Genomic DNA, 16,073 nt, shown 5'->3' with positions numbered 1-16,073 from the left:
GCGCTGTTCGGTGGTTGGATGATGGATAAGGATTGTACCGGCATAACGCGAAGAACCTCCCGTGCGGCAGGGTACGGGAGGTTCTTCGGAAAAGCCGCGGCAACGGCGCGGCGTCAGCGCGCCGGACGCACGTATTTGACGAAACGGTACCGGTCGATGCCGGTGCCAGGCTTCTTCGGCACGAGCCACGGCGAGCGGTCGGCGACCTCCCAGTGCCCGTCCTCGGCGAGCGCGGCGATGTCGGGCGCGTACGTGTCGGCGTCCACCTGTGCGTCGAGCAGGGTGACGAACACCTTGTTGGCCTGCGGGAGCGCCTCCCGGAAGAGCTGCGCGCCGCCGATCACCCAGATCTCGGAACGGTCGAGGCCGTCGTCCGGGATGGCCTCCTGGCGTGCCAGGTCGAGCGCGTCCTCCAGGCTGTCGACCACCGTCGCGCCGGGCGCGCGGTAGTTCTGGTCATGGGAGACGACGATGTTGTCGCGGTTGGGCAGGGGCCTGTAGCGCAGGTCCAGCGACTCCCACGTGCGTCGTCCCATGATCACCGGATGCGAGACGGTGAGCTCCTTGAAATGCTTCATATCCTCGGCGAGATGCCACGGCATGCCGCCCTCCAGCCCGATGGCCCCCGCGCGACCTTCCTTGTCGCGGGCCTCGGCCCAGATGAGGTTCACCGAGAACGTCTTGGGGAAATCGTCGCCCCAGTCCTCGGTCTCGTCGAGCCCGGCGGTCCCGGGCTCGGGTTCGTGATAGCCGCTTCGGCTACTGTCATGCTCCATTTCAGACTCCTTGAGTGAGTTGGACTGGGACAGAAGTCTAATGTCAGACGGCGACGGGCGCCTTGATGGTCGGATGGTGGCGGTAGTCGAGGATATGGAAGTCCTCGTACTCGTAGTCGAAGATGGAATCGGCCTTGTCGATGGCGATCCTCGGGTACGGGTACGGCTCGCGCGACAGCTGTTCGAGCACCTGCTCGATGTGATTGTCGTACACATGGCAGTCGCCGCCGGTCCACACGAACTCGCCGGGTTCGAGACCCGCCTGCTGCGCCATCATCAGGGTGAGCAACGAGTAGGAGGCGATGTTGAACGGCACGCCGAGGAACATGTCGCAGCTGCGCTGGTAGAGCTGGCAGCTCAGGCGTCCGTCGGCCACGTAGAACTGGAACAGGGCGTGGCAGGGCGGCAGGGCCATGTGCTCGACCTCCGCCGGGTTCCATGCGGAGACGATCATGCGGCGCGAGTCCGGATGGTGCTTGATGAGGTCCATCACGTTGGCGATCTGGTCGATGGTGCGGTTCGGGTCGTCGGGGGTGGGCGCCGGCCACGAGCGCCACTGCACGCCGTAGACGGGGCCGAGGTCGCCGTTGGCGTCCGCCCATTCGTCCCAGATGTGCACGCCGCGCTCCTGCAGCCAGCGCACGTTCGAGGAGCCCTTGAGGAACCACAGCAGCTCATAGGCGAGGCCCTTGAAGAACACGGTCTTGGTGGTGAGCAGCGGGAACGTGCCGTCGGACAGGTCGAAGCGGATCTGGCGGCCGAACAGGGAGATCGTGCCGGTGCCGGTGCGGTCGGACTTGAGCGTGCCCTCGGTGAGGATCGTGCGCACGAGGTCCTCGTAGGGCGTCGGCACGTCCGTGTCGGGGCGGGCGGGGATGCGCGTGCGGATGTCAGCGAGTTGTTCCGGGGTCAAAGCCATGGGCACCAGTGTAGCGTCCGGCGTGGCGCGGGAGCGTCCGGCACACCCCGGCCGCCCTCCCCCGTGCTGCGCCCGCCCGTCCGCCGGCCGCATGGGTGATGATATGCCGTGCGCGAAGGGTGTTTTGGGCTACATTGGAAGGTATGCGACGCGACAGGCGCGCCGCACGGGCACACGAGGAGGCTTTCATGGCCAAGAGACTGTGGGTTGAGCGCAACAAGGACGGCTCCTGGGACGCGTTCAGCGAGGACGGTGCGCATATCAAGTTCGGCAAGGATCGCGGCCAGTTCACGCCGGGCGACCTGATGAAGATCGCCCTGGCCGGCTGCGCGGCGCTGTCCAGCCAGTTCGCCATCGAGCACACGCTCGGCGAGGGCAAGGGCGCGAAGATCGTCGTGGGCGGCACCTACGACGCCGACAACGACGCCTACATCAACTTCGACGAGCAGGTCCTGGTCGACGCCACCGACGCGGGCCTGAGCGACGAGGACGCCGCCAAGCTCAAGGAGCGCATCACGCGCCACATCGACAAGGGCTGCACCGTCAAGCACACGTACGTGCAGGAGACGCCGGTGCGCATGGAGGTCACCATCAAAAAGTGAGTTCCGTCGCCCGCCCGTGGCCGCCTTCCGCAGGGCGGACCGGGCGACGACGTCGGTGAGACGGGAAGGCTCCCCAAGCGTGCCCCTCCTTCCGATCGGCGGGCCGGATTGATCCGGATCCGATGATCGGAGGTGTGATTCGGGCCACGCTTGGGGAGCCTTCCCGTTTCATCCGGGTCCGCGCGGAGCGTCGATCGGCGCCCCGGCGGACGCAGGTCAGTGCTCGGGGTCGATGGTCTTCTCGATCTCCTGGACGACCTCGGGCTCGGCCGGGGCGACCGGCACCTCCTTGACGCCGCTGATGTCGTCGAGCGGCTTCGGCTTGACCTCGGCCGGGGAGCCCGGCACCGTATCCAGGCGGCTTTCGGCGGCCTCCACGTACTTGCGCGGCACGACGTAGACGGGGCCGACCGAATGCTGCAGCAGGCCCTGGCTGGTGGAACCGAGCAGCAGGCCGGTGAAGCCACCGCGGCCGCGGGAGCCCACGACGACGACGTCATGGTCGTAGCTGGCCTTGGTGAGCGTGTCGACGGCGGAGCCGGGCACGATGCGCTTCTCGATCTTGAGGTCCGGGTACTGCTCCTCCAGGGGCTTGACGCGTGTCTCCAGATCCTCCATGTAGGAGTCGTAGACGCTGTCGTCGGCGCCCTTGACCTGCGGGGCGGCGGAGATGACGTCGAGTTCGGCGCCCCATGCGTGCGCGAAGGAGGCGGCGATGTCGAGGGCCTTGAGGCCCCACTTGGATTCGTCGGAACCGACGGCCACCTTGGTGATGGTGTTGTTGAGGTGCATGAGGTTGCCGTCGTCGTCGGTGTAGGGCACGACGACGATCGGGCAGTAGGCGTATGCGGGCAGCGACGACGAGGTGGTGCCGAGCAGACGTTCCGCCAGACCACCCTTGCCGCGGTTGCCGATGACGATGAGGTTGTAGTTGCGGCTCAGTTCCACGAACACGGAGGCCGGGTCGCCGGTGACGATGAGCGTGGCGGCCTCGACGCCCTGCTCGTCGGCGATGGCCTTCGCCTTGGACAGGATCTCCTGCGCGTCGGAGTGGGCGGCGTTGTCGTCGCCCATCGCGGTGTAGGTGGCGTCGAAGCTGACGGCGGCGTAGCTGGGCAGGGAGTACGCGCAGACGATCTGCAGCGTCAGTCCCGCGTGCTTGGCGTAGTTCGCCGCCCACCAGGCGGCCTTGTAGCTGGCATTCGACCCGTCAACGCCGACGAGTATGGCCTTGTCGTTGATCATGACGACCTCCTTGAGTTATACGCGGCGCCGCACCGGCGACGTCGCCCCCTGTGCCTCCCAGAATACCCCGTCGTCTCGGGGAAGCATGGAACCCGACACGTGAATTCCTTCACGTGTCACGGTGTGGCGCGCGGCGGCCGGCGTCGTCGGAAGACCCGACGGCGAGGCCGCACCGGACGGCCCGTATGCATACGCGCCCCCCCATACGCGAAAACGCGTCTCCCGTGGGAGACGCGTTTCATGCGATCGGTGAAGCGAAACCGTGAACCGCTTGGTTCGCCTTGTGGGTTATCGGTCAGGCCACTCGACGGATGGAGTAGCTCTGGCCGCCGAAGGACCAGGACACCGGGTTGGTGCGGATGCCGTAGCCGTAGTTCTCGGCGTCGACCAGCATGCCGTTGCCGATGTAGATGGCGGCGTGGTTGGCGTTGGCCAGGATGTCGCCCGGCTGGGCCTCGGCGAGGCTCGGGACGGCGTAGCCGACGGTGGCCTGCGCGCCGGAGGTGCGGGGCAGGGAGATGCCGTTCTGGCCGAACACGTACTGCACGAAGCAGGAGCAGTCCATGTTGTACGGCGGGTTGCAGCCACCGTACTGGTAGCGGTCGTCGGCCGCGATGGCGAGGCCGAGGGCCACGATGCCTGCCGCGTTGCCGGTGGCGGCGGGCAGGTTGGAGGTGTCGAAGGATTCACGGGAGGAGGAGCGGCTCGCGGCCTGGGAGGCGGCCTCGGCAGCGGCCTTCTTCTCCTGCTCGGCCTTGGCCTCGGCGTCCTTCTCGGCCTGGGACTTGGTCTTCGGCACGTCGAGGGACTCGATGCCGCCCCAGTTGGAGTCCTGCTCCACGTCGGTGGAGGTGGATTCCTTCAGCAGGTCCTTGCGGGCGGTGGAGGTCTTCGGGAAGGAACGCTCGGACGAGACGACGCCCGAGGTCTGGTCGGCGGCGGTGGCCGCGGGCGCCACGGCGACGAAGGTCGCGCAGGCCGCCACGGCGGCGACGAACATGGTTACGGTGTGCTTCAAGGTATTCATCGGTTCCTTACAGTAGCAGCCGGGGTTCCTCGTGGCGTTAACGCGAACATCCGTTACAGGGGAATCATGCGCGACACGCCGGACGCCGACGGGAAGGGACGGCGCGGAACGGGGGATATGAAGGGGAACTGGAGATCAGTAGTGGATGTACTCGAAGTCGGAGACGTTCGTGTACGTCTTCGAGTAGGTCTTGCCGTTCATCACGGAGCCGCACTCGGAGGTGACGATGGAGCCGTCGGCGTTGATCTTCTCTACGATGGCGACGTGGCCGTAGGTCGAGTCGGTGCCCTCCTGGCCGGCGCGGAAGACCATGATGTCACCCACGTGGCGCGGGGTGTTGTCCACCCAGTAGCCGAGCGCGCGAGCGGAGTTGGCCCACATGTTGCCGTTGCCCATGTGCGAGCCGACCGGCAGGCCGAGCTCGTGGCGGCGCACGTACACCCACCAGGTGCACTGGCTGAACTCGTAGGCGTTGCCGATGTCGCCGGTGGCGTGGTTCGGATCGAAGCCGGCGGGCAGCAGGCCGCCGTCCTGGTCCATGAGCTTGGCGACGTTCTCGTTGTTGGCGAGGGAGCGGGACATCTGCTTGGAATCGAGCGAGGTGTTCGCGTCGCCGAGCGACCAGGAGCCCTCGTTGGAGGTCTGCTGGGTCTGGGTGGAGTCGGAGTCCTGCTGCGCGACGTCGCTGGACATCGTGTCGTTGCCGTCCGCATCCTCGGTGCCCGTCAGCGGCGTGCGCACGTCGGAACGGGAGGCCGCACCGCTCACGCGCTGGATCTGCGTGGTGGTCGTGGACTGGTCGTCGGCGAAGGACATGCCGTCGTCCGCCGGGTTGGCGAAGGCCACCGCGGTCGCGGCGGTGCCGGCCAGGGCGGCCAGGGACGCGGAGCCCATGATGAAGTTGCGACGCTCGGCCGCGCGTGCGGCCTCGCGGATGGAGCGACGGGTCATCGGGGCGATCTCGTTGAGCTTTTGCGCCACGGCGGGCTCGAGTCCGAGCACCGCGCCGTTGCCCTCGGCCATCTGCATGGCGAGGACGGTCTTGCGCGTATGCGAACCGCGGGCGGCGGAGAACAGGTTCATCGAGCTGTCGGAACCGCCACGTCGGGTTGAAGTCCTAGCCGCCTTGTGTGCAGCATGCCTCATAAAGAATCACTCCTTGCGGGTTGGAGGGCGCCCCTGCAGCGGGCGCCACTCACCGTCACAGTTCGCCACCATACAACGCACCCCGGTCTTCGGGCAAACCGCCTCAGGGTGTCGAACCGGTTCGACCCCGATTATGGACACCATGAATACCCCCGATATTCACCCTTGGTTCACCATATGTTCACATATGCCGATTCGCACATGCGGGAGCCCCATTGACGCCACGGACGCCGGACGACAAGGGCGCGGGACCCGGACGACCCTGATATGCACATATATAACTGTGCATATCCACACCCCCTGCCCGGGATGCGGCCGCGCCGGCGCACCATCCGCACGGTTGGCTAGGGTGGTGACCATGGCCTATTCAGTGAACATCCCCACCGACATGCTGCCCGAAGACGGTCGTTTCGGCTCCGGCCCCAGCAAGATCCGCCCCGAACAGATCGCCGCGCTCGACGCCGGCGCCGTGAGGCTGCTGGGCACCTCGCACCGGCAGACCCCGGTGCGCCAGCTCGTCGGTTCGATTCGCGAGGGCCTGGAATCCTTCTTCAATGTGCCCGACGGCTACGAGATCGCCCTCGGCAACGGCGGCGCCAGCTGCTTCTGGGAGATCGCCTGCGCCTCGCTGATCACCCGTCAGGCGGCGTTCGGCACGTACGGTTCGTTCAGCGCGAAATTCGCGAAGTCGGCCGCGGCCGCCCCGTTCCTCGAGGATCCGGTGGTCTATCAGGGCGAACCGGGCACCTACCGTCTGCCCGAACGCACCGAATACGTGGACGCCTACTGCTGGGCGCACAACGAGACCTCCACCGGCGTCGCGGCCCCGGTGCGCCGCGTCGAGGGCAGTCTCGAGCAGGGCGCCATCACGCTGGTCGACGGCACGTCCGCCGCCGGCGCGCTGCCCGTGGACGTCAGCCAGACCGACGCCTACTACTTCTCCCCGCAGAAGGCGTTCGGTTCGGATGGCGGCCTGTGGGTCGCGGTCCTCTCCCCCGCCGCCATCGAACGCGCCGCGCGCGTGGAGGCGAACGTGAGCCTGCCCGGCGCGAGTCGCTGGGTGCCGCCGTTCCTTTCGCTCACGAAGGCGCTGGAGAACTCACGCAAGGACCAGACGCTCAACACCCCGGCCGTCGCCACGCTCATCATGATGGAGAACCAGGTGCGCTGGCTCAACGACAACGGCGGCATGGACTGGGCCGCCGCCCGCTGCGCCAAGTCCGCGTCGCTGCTGTACTCGTGGGCGGAGCGCTCCGAATACGCGCATCCGTTCGTCGCGGACGAGGACGCACGCTCCCATTCGGTGGTGACCGTCGACCTCGACGAGTCCGTCAACGCGTCCGATGTGGTCGCCGCGCTGCGCGAGAACGGCATCGTGGACACCGCCGGCTACCGCAAGCTGGGGCGCAACCAGCTGCGCGTCGGCGTGTTCCCGTCCGTCGAGCCGTCCGACGTGGCCGCACTCACCCGTTGCATCGACTACGTTGTCGAGCATCTGTAAGCGCGTGCCGGTAAGGTTGGCGTCGTGAAACTGCGATTCGCCCCGATCATCGACCCCGCCGTGCGCCGACCGGCCCCCAAGCCGGTGCGCGTGGACCTGCGCACCGTGTTCCTCATCGGAACGGGCCTGTGGGCCGCGGCGCTGATCGTGTGTCTGATCCTCGACGCGCTCGATTTCGACGTCACCACGCCGATGATCGTCTGTGCCGCGGGCGTCATCGTGGGCGTGCTCATGCTCATCTGGGAGCATTTCGACCGCTGGGACTACCGGCGGCTCGGCCAGTGACCAGGACCGGCCTACCGTCGCACACCACACCTGCCGTCGGATTCCCCGTGCCGACGGGCGGCACGGAGGCCGTCGTCCCGCGGCTCAGCGCGCAACCGGCAGGGTGAAGCTGAACGTGCTGCCCTGCCCGGGCGCGGACCACACGGTCACGGTGCCGTGGTGCGTGAGCGCCACATGCTTGACGATGGACAGGCCCAGGCCGACGCCGTCGACGGCGCGCCCCTCCTGCCCCGAACCGCGGTAGAACCGCTCGAAGATGCGCGACTGCTCCCTCTTCGGTATGCCCTTGCCCTGGTCGATAACGCGGATCACCGCATGCTCGCGCAGCTCGTCCGATTCGACCGACACGCCGACGTACCCGCCGCGCGGCGAATACTCGACGGCGTTCTCCACCAGTTTGCCGATGGCGGTGCGGATCTGCCCGGCGTCGCCGTTGACGACCAGCGAGTCGTCGCCGTCCACGTGCACCTCGACGCCGAGATCGCGGATTTCGGGCGGCAGGGAGGCGACGACGGCCCGCACCTGCTCCATCACGTTGAGACGGTTGGCCGCGGACGGCACGATCGGCTCCTGCGCCTTGATGAGCAGCAGCAGGTCGGAGACCATGTGGTTGAGGTGGTTGCTGGCGGAACGCACCTCGTGCGCGTCGGCCCGGATGCGGTCGCGGTCCGGCTCGCCGCGCTCCAGATCGTCGGCGAGCCTGCCGAGCGCCTTGGTGGGTCCGAGCAGCTGCTCGGACACGTTGATGATGAAGGAATCGCGGATCTGCGCGAACCGCACGGTCTCGCTCACATCGTCGATGAGCACGACGACGAACCGCTCCCCCACGCGCCCGACCGTCACCTTCAGCCAGTTGGGACGCCTCACGCCGGGTTTCGCCCCGGCGGCGCCCTGCGCGTCGTCCGCGGCGGCGGGGATGAACCGCTTCGGCGTCTCGGTCTCCAGGTCGAAGCGCCGCCTGCCGCCGTGCGCGAAGACGTCGCGCACCGCGTCGGTCACGGCGTCGTTGACGATGCTGTCGTCCTGCACGATGCCGAGACGGTAGGCCTGCGGGTTCGCGCGGATGACGTCGCCATCCGCGTCGACGATGAGCGACGCGCTCGACAGGATGGACAGCAACGCCTCCGTGGAGGCGTCAAGCGGCGCGTCCTCGTCGTCCGCGTCGCGCCGCCTCCTGCGCAGGCCCTTCGTCCTGCGCCCGATGAGGCCGCCCAGCCACTCCAGGAAGGACGCCCCTCCCAACAGACGTTCCACAACCGGTTCGATGTGATCGAGGATGAACAGCAGAAGCGCGAGGGCGATGGCCAGCCCCATCACGCCGAACACCGCGGACACGATGAATGACGGCACCGGGGAATCATACATGGTGCCAATTCTCCCCCACGCCGGCGCGAATGTTGCGGCGACATGCCGTGAAATTGAATGATGGGTGAACGTTCCAGTGAACTCGCAACCAACATCAGGTGGCGATTGCGCTACGTTGTCGCGCCCGCGGACGGACTCGCCTAGACTGGTGGAAGGTGCCGTGGGACCGGCTCGGCCGGGTCATGGCAGAAGAAAGATGAAAGGCTGAAAGACAATGCGCGTTATCTTTAACGAAGAGCTCAAGGCCGTCGCCGACGACCTCGACCGCATGGCGCAGGGCGTGCGCAAGTCCATCCGCGGCGCCGGGGACGCCCTGCTCAAGCAGGATGTCGAGGCGGCCCAGACCGTCATCGACGGCGACATCGAACTCGACGCGCTCGAGGAGAGCGTCGTCGACCAGTGCGTGAAGCTGCTGGCCAAGCAGAACCCGGTCGCCACCGACCTGCGCGTCGTGGTCTCCACGATGCGTCTGGCCACCACCTTCGAGCGCATGGGCGATCTCGCCAAGCACGTGGCGGAGACCGCGCGCCGCGCCTACCCCGCCTCCGCCCTGCCGGACAGCGTCAAGGAGACGTTCCAGCAGATGCAGGACTTCCTCGACGAGACCTCCGACGACGTGGTGAGCATGCTCTCCGACCGCGACGCCAAGACCGCCGAGCGCGTCATCGCCAACGACGACAAGCTTGACGACCTGCACCACAAGACTTTCGAATTCGCGCTTGATGAAAACGTGGAGATGACCCGTCAGCAGCTCATCGATGTCGTGCTGCTGGGCCGTTTCCTCGAGCGTCTCGGCGATCACGCGGTCTCCGCGGCCCGCCGTGTCGTGTTCATCGTCTCCGGCTTCGATCCTTCCAAGGAGCCGGTCCGCGACGAGGAAGGCTCGATCGAATGATCGCGCGCCGCACTGCAAGCGGCTGTTAGGATTTCTCCCCGTCTCGGGAGACCCGGAACGGCGCAACGGCCCATGACATGGGTCTTGCGTCGTTTTCTTATGCCCGCGTGACGGGCGGCCTCCCCGGCCCCGCGTGACGTGACGGACCGAATCGTCGGGACGGGCCGGCACGGATGCGGCGGATACGCAAGAGGGACGCCCTTGACGGGGCGTCCCTCTTCGTTACCGTGATTCAGCGACGAATCGCCGGGCTCACTTCTGGCCCTGGGCGGCGACGGCGGCGGCACCGGCGGCGGCGGCCTCCGGATCCAGGTACTCGCCACGCGGCTTGATCGGCTTGAAGTCCTCGTCCAGCTCGTACAGCAGCGGGATGGCGGTCGGGATGTTGACCTTGGCGATCTCCTCCTCGGACAGGTTGTCGAGCATCTTGACGATGGCACGCAGCGAGTTGCCGTGGGCGGCGATCAGGACGGTCTTGCCGGCCTTGAGCTCGGGCTCGATGGCGGACTTGAAGTACGGCTCGACGCGCTTGACGACATCGGCCAGGCACTCGGCCTCCGGAACCGGATCGCCGGTGTAGCGCGGGTCGTGGTTCTGCGCGTACTCGTCGTTCGGATCGATCTCCGGCGGCGGGGTCGCGTAGGAGCGGCGCCACAGCATGAACTTCTCGTCGCCGTACTCCTGACGGATCTCCGTCTTGTTCTTGCCCTGCAGGGCGCCGTAGTGACGCTCGTTGAGACGCCAGTTGCGCTCGACCGGGATCCACAGACGGTCCGCGGCGTCCAGCGCGATGTTGGCGGTGTTGATGGCGCGACGCAGCAGGGAGGTGAACACGATGTCCGGAAGGACGTTCTTCTCCTTGAGCAGCTCGCCGCCACGCTTGGCTTCGGCTTCACCCTGCTCGGTCAGCGGGACGTCGACCCAGCCGGTGAACTGATTGGTTTTGTTCCATGCGCTCTGTCCATGACGGAGCAGTACCAGTTTGTAAGACATACGGTCAGTCTACCGCCAGAACGGGCCAGACACGAACAATCGTCTTATGTTTCTCGGCAACGTTTGGGTAACGTTTCCCGTCACGTCACACCACGCCGGAGATGCTGGGGTCGGGCGCGGCGGCCGTCATGAAGGACAACGCCGCGAACGCGACGGCGAACCACAGGGCCTGCAGGCCGGCCGTCTTCAGCGCGGCGCCGAACCGGCCGCGTGCGACGCGCGACGGCACGCGGACAGCCATGGCGAGGCCCGGCGCCGCCGCGGCCAGCAGCAGCGGCAGCGCGGCCCAGTCCATCCGGCCGATATGGCCGGTCGCCGCGTACGACACCCAATCCGCGGAGGCGAGGCACAGCCACAGGTACAGGAAGGCGGACGTCAGCCATTGCGCCGCCTCGCATGCGACGAGCGCCGCACGCGCGCCGCGCTCCCCCAGACGCACGGCCAACGTACGCTTGCCGTGCACACGGTCGTCGTCGATGTCGCGCAGGTTGTTGACCATGAGCAGCGCGACGGCGTCGAGGCCGACGCACACCGCGGCGAGGAAGCCGAACCAGTCGAGCCCGGCGGCGCCCCGCCAGTACCATCCGCCGGACCATGCGGACACGTCGAACGGCGACGAGACGTCGATGCGCCACGCACCGGGCATGCCGAAGCCATCGAAGGCCTGAACCACCGCCAACTGCGTGCCCAACGTGGCCACAAGGCCGAAGAAGACGAACACGGACGCCTCGCCGAGGCCCGCGTACCCGTATGGGTGCCGGCCGCCGGTGTACCACCATCCGGCCGCGAGGCACAGCAGGCCCACGCCGACGAACCAGTACTGCCGGGAGAGCACGGCCACGGCGAGGCCGCAGACGCAGGCGAGCGCCGCGGCGACGCCGGCCGCGGCGAGCACCCGTCCGGGCGCGACGAGCCCGGATGCGGTGAGGCGCTGGGGCTTGCCGCTCACGGACTCGTGGACGCCGCGCGACTCGTCCGTGCCGCGCACGCCGTCGGAATAGTCGTTGGCGAAGTTGACGGCGATCTGCAGGAACAAGGCGACGCCCATGCACAGCAGCGTCATGCCGGCGAACCGGGGCAGCGCGTCGCCGTAGGCGTACCAGGGCATGGCGCATGGCCCCTTGCCCATCTCCATGTCCATCCACACGCCGTCGTCCGTCGAGACGCAGTGTTGGCCGCCGCCGGACAACACGGACCAGGCCGACGCGGCGCCCACCAGCACAGGCGCGATCGACGCCGGCAGCGTCCGGGGGCGCATTCCCCGCATCCACAAACCCAGATTCACAATCACCCACTCTACCGTCGGCGCCGGGTTCCGCGTCCCCCATCGGCGAATGCACGGCAAAGGACGGACGAACGTCGTACGGTCCCCTCCCCGCCGTACGTTTCCCCCGGTTACAGGGCATGTGACCGGAGCGAACGTATTCCCTTCATGGTCCACGAGTACGTTCTTCCCGGTTACGGGCGGTATGACCGGAGAGAACGTAACCTCTCCGCGGACCACGAGTACGTTTTCCCCGGCCGGAACACAACAGGCCGGAGGAAACGCACCGAATGCAGGGGCAAGGGTGCGTTTCCTCCGGCCAACGCAGGAACGGGGACCGGGGCATGCCCCGAGTCGGCCCGGCGCCCGAAGGCATCGGCTCAGCGGGTGGAGCCGTAGGACTTGAAGAAGACGCTCAGCAGGGCCACGTAGGCGACGCCCACGGTCATGACGAGGATCGCGCCGAGCTGCATGCCCATCGCGTCGGAGGCCAGGCCCATGAGCGGCGGGAAGATGGCGCCGCCGATCAGGCCGATCATCATCAGGCCGGACACCTCGTTCTGGCGTTCCGGCAGGTGCAGCAGGCCGGTGGTGAGCATGATCGAGAACACGTTCGCGTTGCCGAGCCCCACGAAGGCGAGGCCCGCGTAGGCGAGCCACACCGGCATGCCCTCGAATCCGGCGAACAGGACGAAGCACACCGAGGAGAGCGCCATGAGCGCGCCGCAGCCGCGCAGGATCTGCCGGCGCGTGAACTTCTGCAACAGCACGGAGCCGGACAGGCAGCTGAGCGTGCGGAACGCGAAGTAGACGCTGGTGGCGCCGCCGGCGGCCTCGATGCCCATGTCCGAGTGCTCCATGAGGATCTTCGGCGCGGTGGCGTTGATGCCGACGTCCACGCCCACGTGGCACACGATGCCGAGGAAGCACAGCACGATCACCGGGTTCCTCAGCAGCGCGAAGCAGCCGAGCACGCTGGTGCCGCCGGCGTCCGGCGCGTTCTCCTTGATGTCGTCGAATGACAGCATGACGAACGCGAGGATCGCGCACACCAGGTAGATCGGGTACAGGAGCCACCACTTGCCGAACGTGGTGGCGGCCCAGCCGGCGATGAGCGGGGCGATGAACGAGGCGATCGCCTTGACGAACTGGCCGAAGGTGAGCATGCCGGCGAGCTTCTCGTCGTGCGCGAGGTTGCCGACGAGCGGGTTGAGCGAGACCTGCATGAACGTGTTGCCGATGCCGAGCAGGCAGAAGGAGACGACGATGAAGACGAGCTGCGCGGCCTTGGCCGGGATGAGGTATCCGACGATGGGCAGCAGGCAGCCGAGCGCGGTGATCGCGATGGACACGAGCACCGTCATGCGGCGGCCGATGCGGTTCATGAGCATGCCGGCGGGCACGGAGAGCACCAGGAACCAGAAGAAGGTCATGGTGGTGAAGACGCCGCTCACCGAATCGGACAGGCCGAAGTCGGACTGCACGTAGTTGGAGGCGGTGCCGACGAGGTCGACGAAGCCCATCACGAAGAAGGACATCATGACGGGCACGAGCACGGCGAAGGGCGCGCTGCCGAGTTTGTCGGGCTGGACGGGCGTCTGCGGGCTGCGCGGCGCCGAAGGGGTGGTTGAAGCCATCGTTACTCCGGTTCTGGTCGTTGACGGTACGCGGAACGGTCCGCCGATCCGCGGGTACGGTCACGCCTCCCTTCGAGTAACGCCCGGACAGTCTCACGATGCTAACGACTGCACCGCCACGACACGCCATGGTCGCGTCCTCACCGGAAAAGAGGATCCGGCGATGCGATGCCCCCGAAAAAGACGACGGCCCCTCGCCGCGCGGGGTTCGCGCGGCGAGGGGCCGGGGCGTCCGGGGCCGTTATCGGACGACGGATCAGCCGACGAGCGGCTTGACGAGCGGGAAGGTGATGGTCTCGCGGATCGTGGCGCCGGTCAGGGCGATGAGCAGTCGGTCGATGCCCATGCCCATGCCGCCGGCCGGCGGCATGCCCACGCCGAGGGCCTCGAGGAAGTCCTCGTCGATGTCGCACGCCTCCTCGTCGCCGGCGAGCGCGTCCTTCGCCTGCGCGACGAAGCGCTCGCGCTGCACGACCGGGTCGTTGAGCTCGGAGTAGCCGGTGGCCAGCTCGAAGCCGCGCACGTAGAGGTCCCACTTCTCGACGACGCCCGGCTTGTTGCGGTGGCCCTTGACGAGCGGGGAGGTCTCGACCGGGAAGTCGCGCACGAAGGTCGGCTCGTAGAGCTTGTCCTCGTAGAAGTGCTCCCACAGGTGCTCGACGAGCTTGCCGTGGTTCTCGACGTCGTCGCGCTCGACGCCGAGCTTGTCGGCGATGGCGCCGAGGTGCTCGACGGAGGTGCCGGGGTGCTCGGGGCCGCCGTTCGGGACGATCTCCTCGCCGAGCGCCTCGGACAGGGAGTCGTACATGCTGATGGTGCGCCATTCGCCGCCGAAGTCGTATTCGGTGCCGTCGAGCAGCGTGACCTTGTGCGAGCCGTACACGTCCATCGCGGTCTTCTGCACGAGCTCCTTGACGAGCTGGCCGATGGTGTCGTAGGTGCCGTACGCCTGGTACGCCTCGACCATCGTGAACTCGGGGGCGTGGGTGGCGTCGACGCCCTCGTTGCGGAAGTCGCGGTTGATCTCGAACACGCGGTCGATGCCGCCGACGAGGCAGCGCTTGAGGAACAGCTCCGGCGCGATGCGCAGGTAGAGGTCCAGGTCGAACGCGTTCATGTGCGTGGTGAACGGGCGTGCCGCGGCGCCGCCGTGCACGGTCTGCAGCATCGGGGTCTCGACCTCGAGGAAGTCGTGGCTCGCGAACGTGTGGCGCAGCGAGGCGACGGCCTTGGAGCGGTTGCGCACCATGTTGCGGATCTTCTCGTCCGCGATCATGCCGATGTACGGCTTGCGGGTGCGGGTGTCCTCGTTGAGATCCTTGTGGAGGGCGGGCAGCGGCTGCAGCGCCTTGGCGGCGATGGCCCATTCGGTGGCGAACACGGACAGCTCGCCGGTCTTGGAGGCGATGACGCGGCCCTTCAGGTACAGGTGGTCGCCGAGGTCGACGAGCTGCTTGAACTGCTTGAGGGAGTCGGCGCCGATCTCCTTCTTGGAGATCATGCCCTGGATCTTCGTGCCGTCGCCGGCGGCGAGCTGCACGAAGTTGAGTCCGCCGGCGTTGCGGATGAACAGGACGCGGCCGGCGATGCCCACCATGTCCTCGGTCTCCTGGCCGGGTTCGAGCTTGCCGTCGTACCGGGCGCGCACGTCCTCGATGGTGTCGGTCACGTCGAGATGGACCGGGTAGGGGTTGATGCCGTTCTCGAGCATCATCGCGCGCTTGGCGACGCGCATCTGCACCTGCTCGGGGTGCGCGAGCGGGCCGAACTCCTTGTTGGACGGGTCGACGGCCTCGTCCAGCGTGGCGCCGTCCTTGATCTTCTCGCGGATGGTCGCGTCCTGCTTGAGCAGCATCTCCGCGCGTTCCACCGTGGTCATCTGGACGACGGCGTTCTCTTCCTCGTTTGCTTGGGATTCTTGGGTTTCACACATAGCCCCACAGTCTAGCGAGGAGGCGATACACGGCGAAACGGCACGGCTCCGCGGCGGCCCGACAGGTTCGGATCCACCGGCACGAACCCGCCCGACGGCCGACCCGCCATCTTGCCGGCTGGCGTCGATCCGGTCAAAACCGTTGGAAAACGGCGCAACACGCCGAACAGCACCCTCGAATTTGCAAGTCGGACGGTTGCATGTAATATATCCCCCGTTGCCAAACGGGCTGTAGCGCAGCTTGGTAGCGCGCTTCGTTCGGGACGAAGAGGCCGCGGGTTCAAATCCCGCCAGCCCGACAACTGAGGAACCGCTGAGAGATCAGCGGTTCCTTTTTTCATATTCCGGGTTAAGTAAAGAAACGTGGGTCTTATCCGCGCGTGTCATCGGCGTGGCGTGGATTATTTTGGGGTTAAGTAAAGAAACGTGGGTCTTATCCGCGCGTGTCATCGGCGTGGCGTGGATTATTTTGAGCGTCCTGCCCA

14 protein-coding genes and 1 tRNA gene are annotated in these 16,073 nt (G+C 67.1%); 5 read left to right on the top strand and 10 right to left on the bottom strand.

Features of this window, described 5'->3' with window-relative positions:
* Positions 1-113: 113 nt before the first annotated feature.
* On the bottom strand, positions 114-776 hold the full coding sequence (locus GFD21_RS08645; RefSeq protein WP_163197580.1) for a dihydrofolate reductase: 663 nt from the start codon (positions 774-776) through the stop codon (positions 114-116).
* Positions 777-819: 43 nt separating this feature from the next.
* The gene (locus tag GFD21_RS08640; RefSeq protein WP_163197579.1) at positions 820-1,695 is read right to left on the bottom strand and encodes a thymidylate synthase; all 876 of its coding nucleotides are present in this window, start codon (positions 1,693-1,695) and stop codon (positions 820-822) included.
* Between the two features lie 188 nt (positions 1,696-1,883).
* Between GFD21_RS08640 and GFD21_RS08635 the strand changes: the two genes are divergently transcribed.
* Positions 1,884-2,297 carry an OsmC family protein gene (locus GFD21_RS08635; protein WP_163197578.1) on the top strand — a complete coding sequence of 138 codons (414 nt, stop codon included), beginning with the start codon at positions 1,884-1,886 and terminating at the stop codon, positions 2,295-2,297.
* A 216-nt stretch (positions 2,298-2,513) separates the two neighbouring features.
* Here GFD21_RS08635 and GFD21_RS08630 read toward each other — a convergent pair whose 3' ends face one another.
* From GFD21_RS08630 to GFD21_RS08620, 3 genes are all read right to left on the bottom strand, one after another.
* Positions 2,514-3,542, bottom strand: coding sequence for a universal stress protein (locus GFD21_RS08630; protein WP_163197577.1), 1,029 nt, complete (start codon positions 3,540-3,542; stop codon positions 2,514-2,516).
* A gap of 295 nt (positions 3,543-3,837) precedes the next feature.
* A complete protein-coding gene (locus tag GFD21_RS08625; protein WP_191996916.1) occupies positions 3,838-4,569 on the bottom strand; it encodes a C40 family peptidase in 732 nt (243 codons plus the stop codon).
* Between the two features lie 135 nt (positions 4,570-4,704).
* Complete coding sequence (locus GFD21_RS08620; protein ID WP_163197576.1) at positions 4,705-5,715, bottom strand: CHAP domain-containing protein; 1,011 nt, start codon at positions 5,713-5,715, stop codon at positions 4,705-4,707.
* Positions 5,716-6,073: 358 nt separating this feature from the next.
* Between GFD21_RS08620 and serC the strand changes: the two genes are divergently transcribed.
* Positions 6,074-7,216, top strand: coding sequence for a phosphoserine transaminase (gene serC, locus GFD21_RS08615; protein ID WP_163197575.1), 1,143 nt, complete (start codon positions 6,074-6,076; stop codon positions 7,214-7,216).
* Between the two features lie 30 nt (positions 7,217-7,246).
* Positions 7,247-7,501, top strand: a complete 255-nt coding sequence (locus GFD21_RS08610) for a DUF2530 domain-containing protein (RefSeq protein ID WP_163197654.1) — start codon at positions 7,247-7,249, stop codon at positions 7,499-7,501.
* Between the two features lie 84 nt (positions 7,502-7,585).
* Here the strand turns inward: GFD21_RS08610 and GFD21_RS08605 are convergent, their stop codons facing one another.
* Positions 7,586-8,866, bottom strand: coding sequence for a sensor histidine kinase (locus GFD21_RS08605; protein WP_163197574.1), 1,281 nt, complete (start codon positions 8,864-8,866; stop codon positions 7,586-7,588).
* A 214-nt stretch (positions 8,867-9,080) separates the two neighbouring features.
* Here GFD21_RS08605 and phoU point away from each other — a divergent pair, with 214 nt between their 5' ends.
* On the top strand, positions 9,081-9,761 hold the full coding sequence (gene phoU, locus GFD21_RS08600; RefSeq protein WP_163197573.1) for a phosphate signaling complex protein PhoU: 681 nt from the start codon (positions 9,081-9,083) through the stop codon (positions 9,759-9,761).
* 252 nt (positions 9,762-10,013) lie between these two features.
* Here phoU and GFD21_RS08595 read toward each other — a convergent pair whose 3' ends face one another.
* The 4 genes from GFD21_RS08595 to lysS all read right to left on the bottom strand — a co-directional run bounded on the left by GFD21_RS08595 (position 10,014) and on the right by lysS (position 15,588).
* On the bottom strand, positions 10,014-10,754 hold the full coding sequence (locus GFD21_RS08595; protein ID WP_034525883.1) for a phosphoglyceromutase: 741 nt from the start codon (positions 10,752-10,754) through the stop codon (positions 10,014-10,016).
* A gap of 85 nt (positions 10,755-10,839) precedes the next feature.
* Positions 10,840-12,012 carry a 1,4-dihydroxy-2-naphthoate octaprenyltransferase gene (menA, locus tag GFD21_RS08590; protein ID WP_225431758.1) on the bottom strand — a complete coding sequence of 391 codons (1,173 nt, stop codon included), beginning with the start codon at positions 12,010-12,012 and terminating at the stop codon, positions 10,840-10,842.
* 386 nt (positions 12,013-12,398) lie between these two features.
* Entirely contained in the window at positions 12,399-13,655 is a 1,257-nt protein-coding gene (locus GFD21_RS08585; protein WP_163197572.1) for an MFS transporter, read from the bottom strand.
* 256 nt (positions 13,656-13,911) lie between these two features.
* Complete coding sequence (gene lysS / locus GFD21_RS08580; protein WP_163197571.1) at positions 13,912-15,588, bottom strand: lysine--tRNA ligase; 1,677 nt, start codon at positions 15,586-15,588, stop codon at positions 13,912-13,914.
* A gap of 225 nt (positions 15,589-15,813) precedes the next feature.
* On the opposite strand from lysS, the gene GFD21_RS08575 reads away from it, so the two are divergent.
* Positions 15,814-15,887 (top strand) — tRNA-Pro (locus tag GFD21_RS08575).
* The last annotated feature ends 186 nt before the right edge of the window (positions 15,888-16,073 follow it).

The sequence above is a fragment of the Bifidobacterium platyrrhinorum genome, assembly GCF_010667645.1.
Lineage (GTDB): Bacteria > Actinomycetota > Actinomycetes > Actinomycetales > Bifidobacteriaceae > Bifidobacterium > Bifidobacterium platyrrhinorum.
This window is presented reverse-complemented; position numbering and strand designations above follow the sequence as displayed.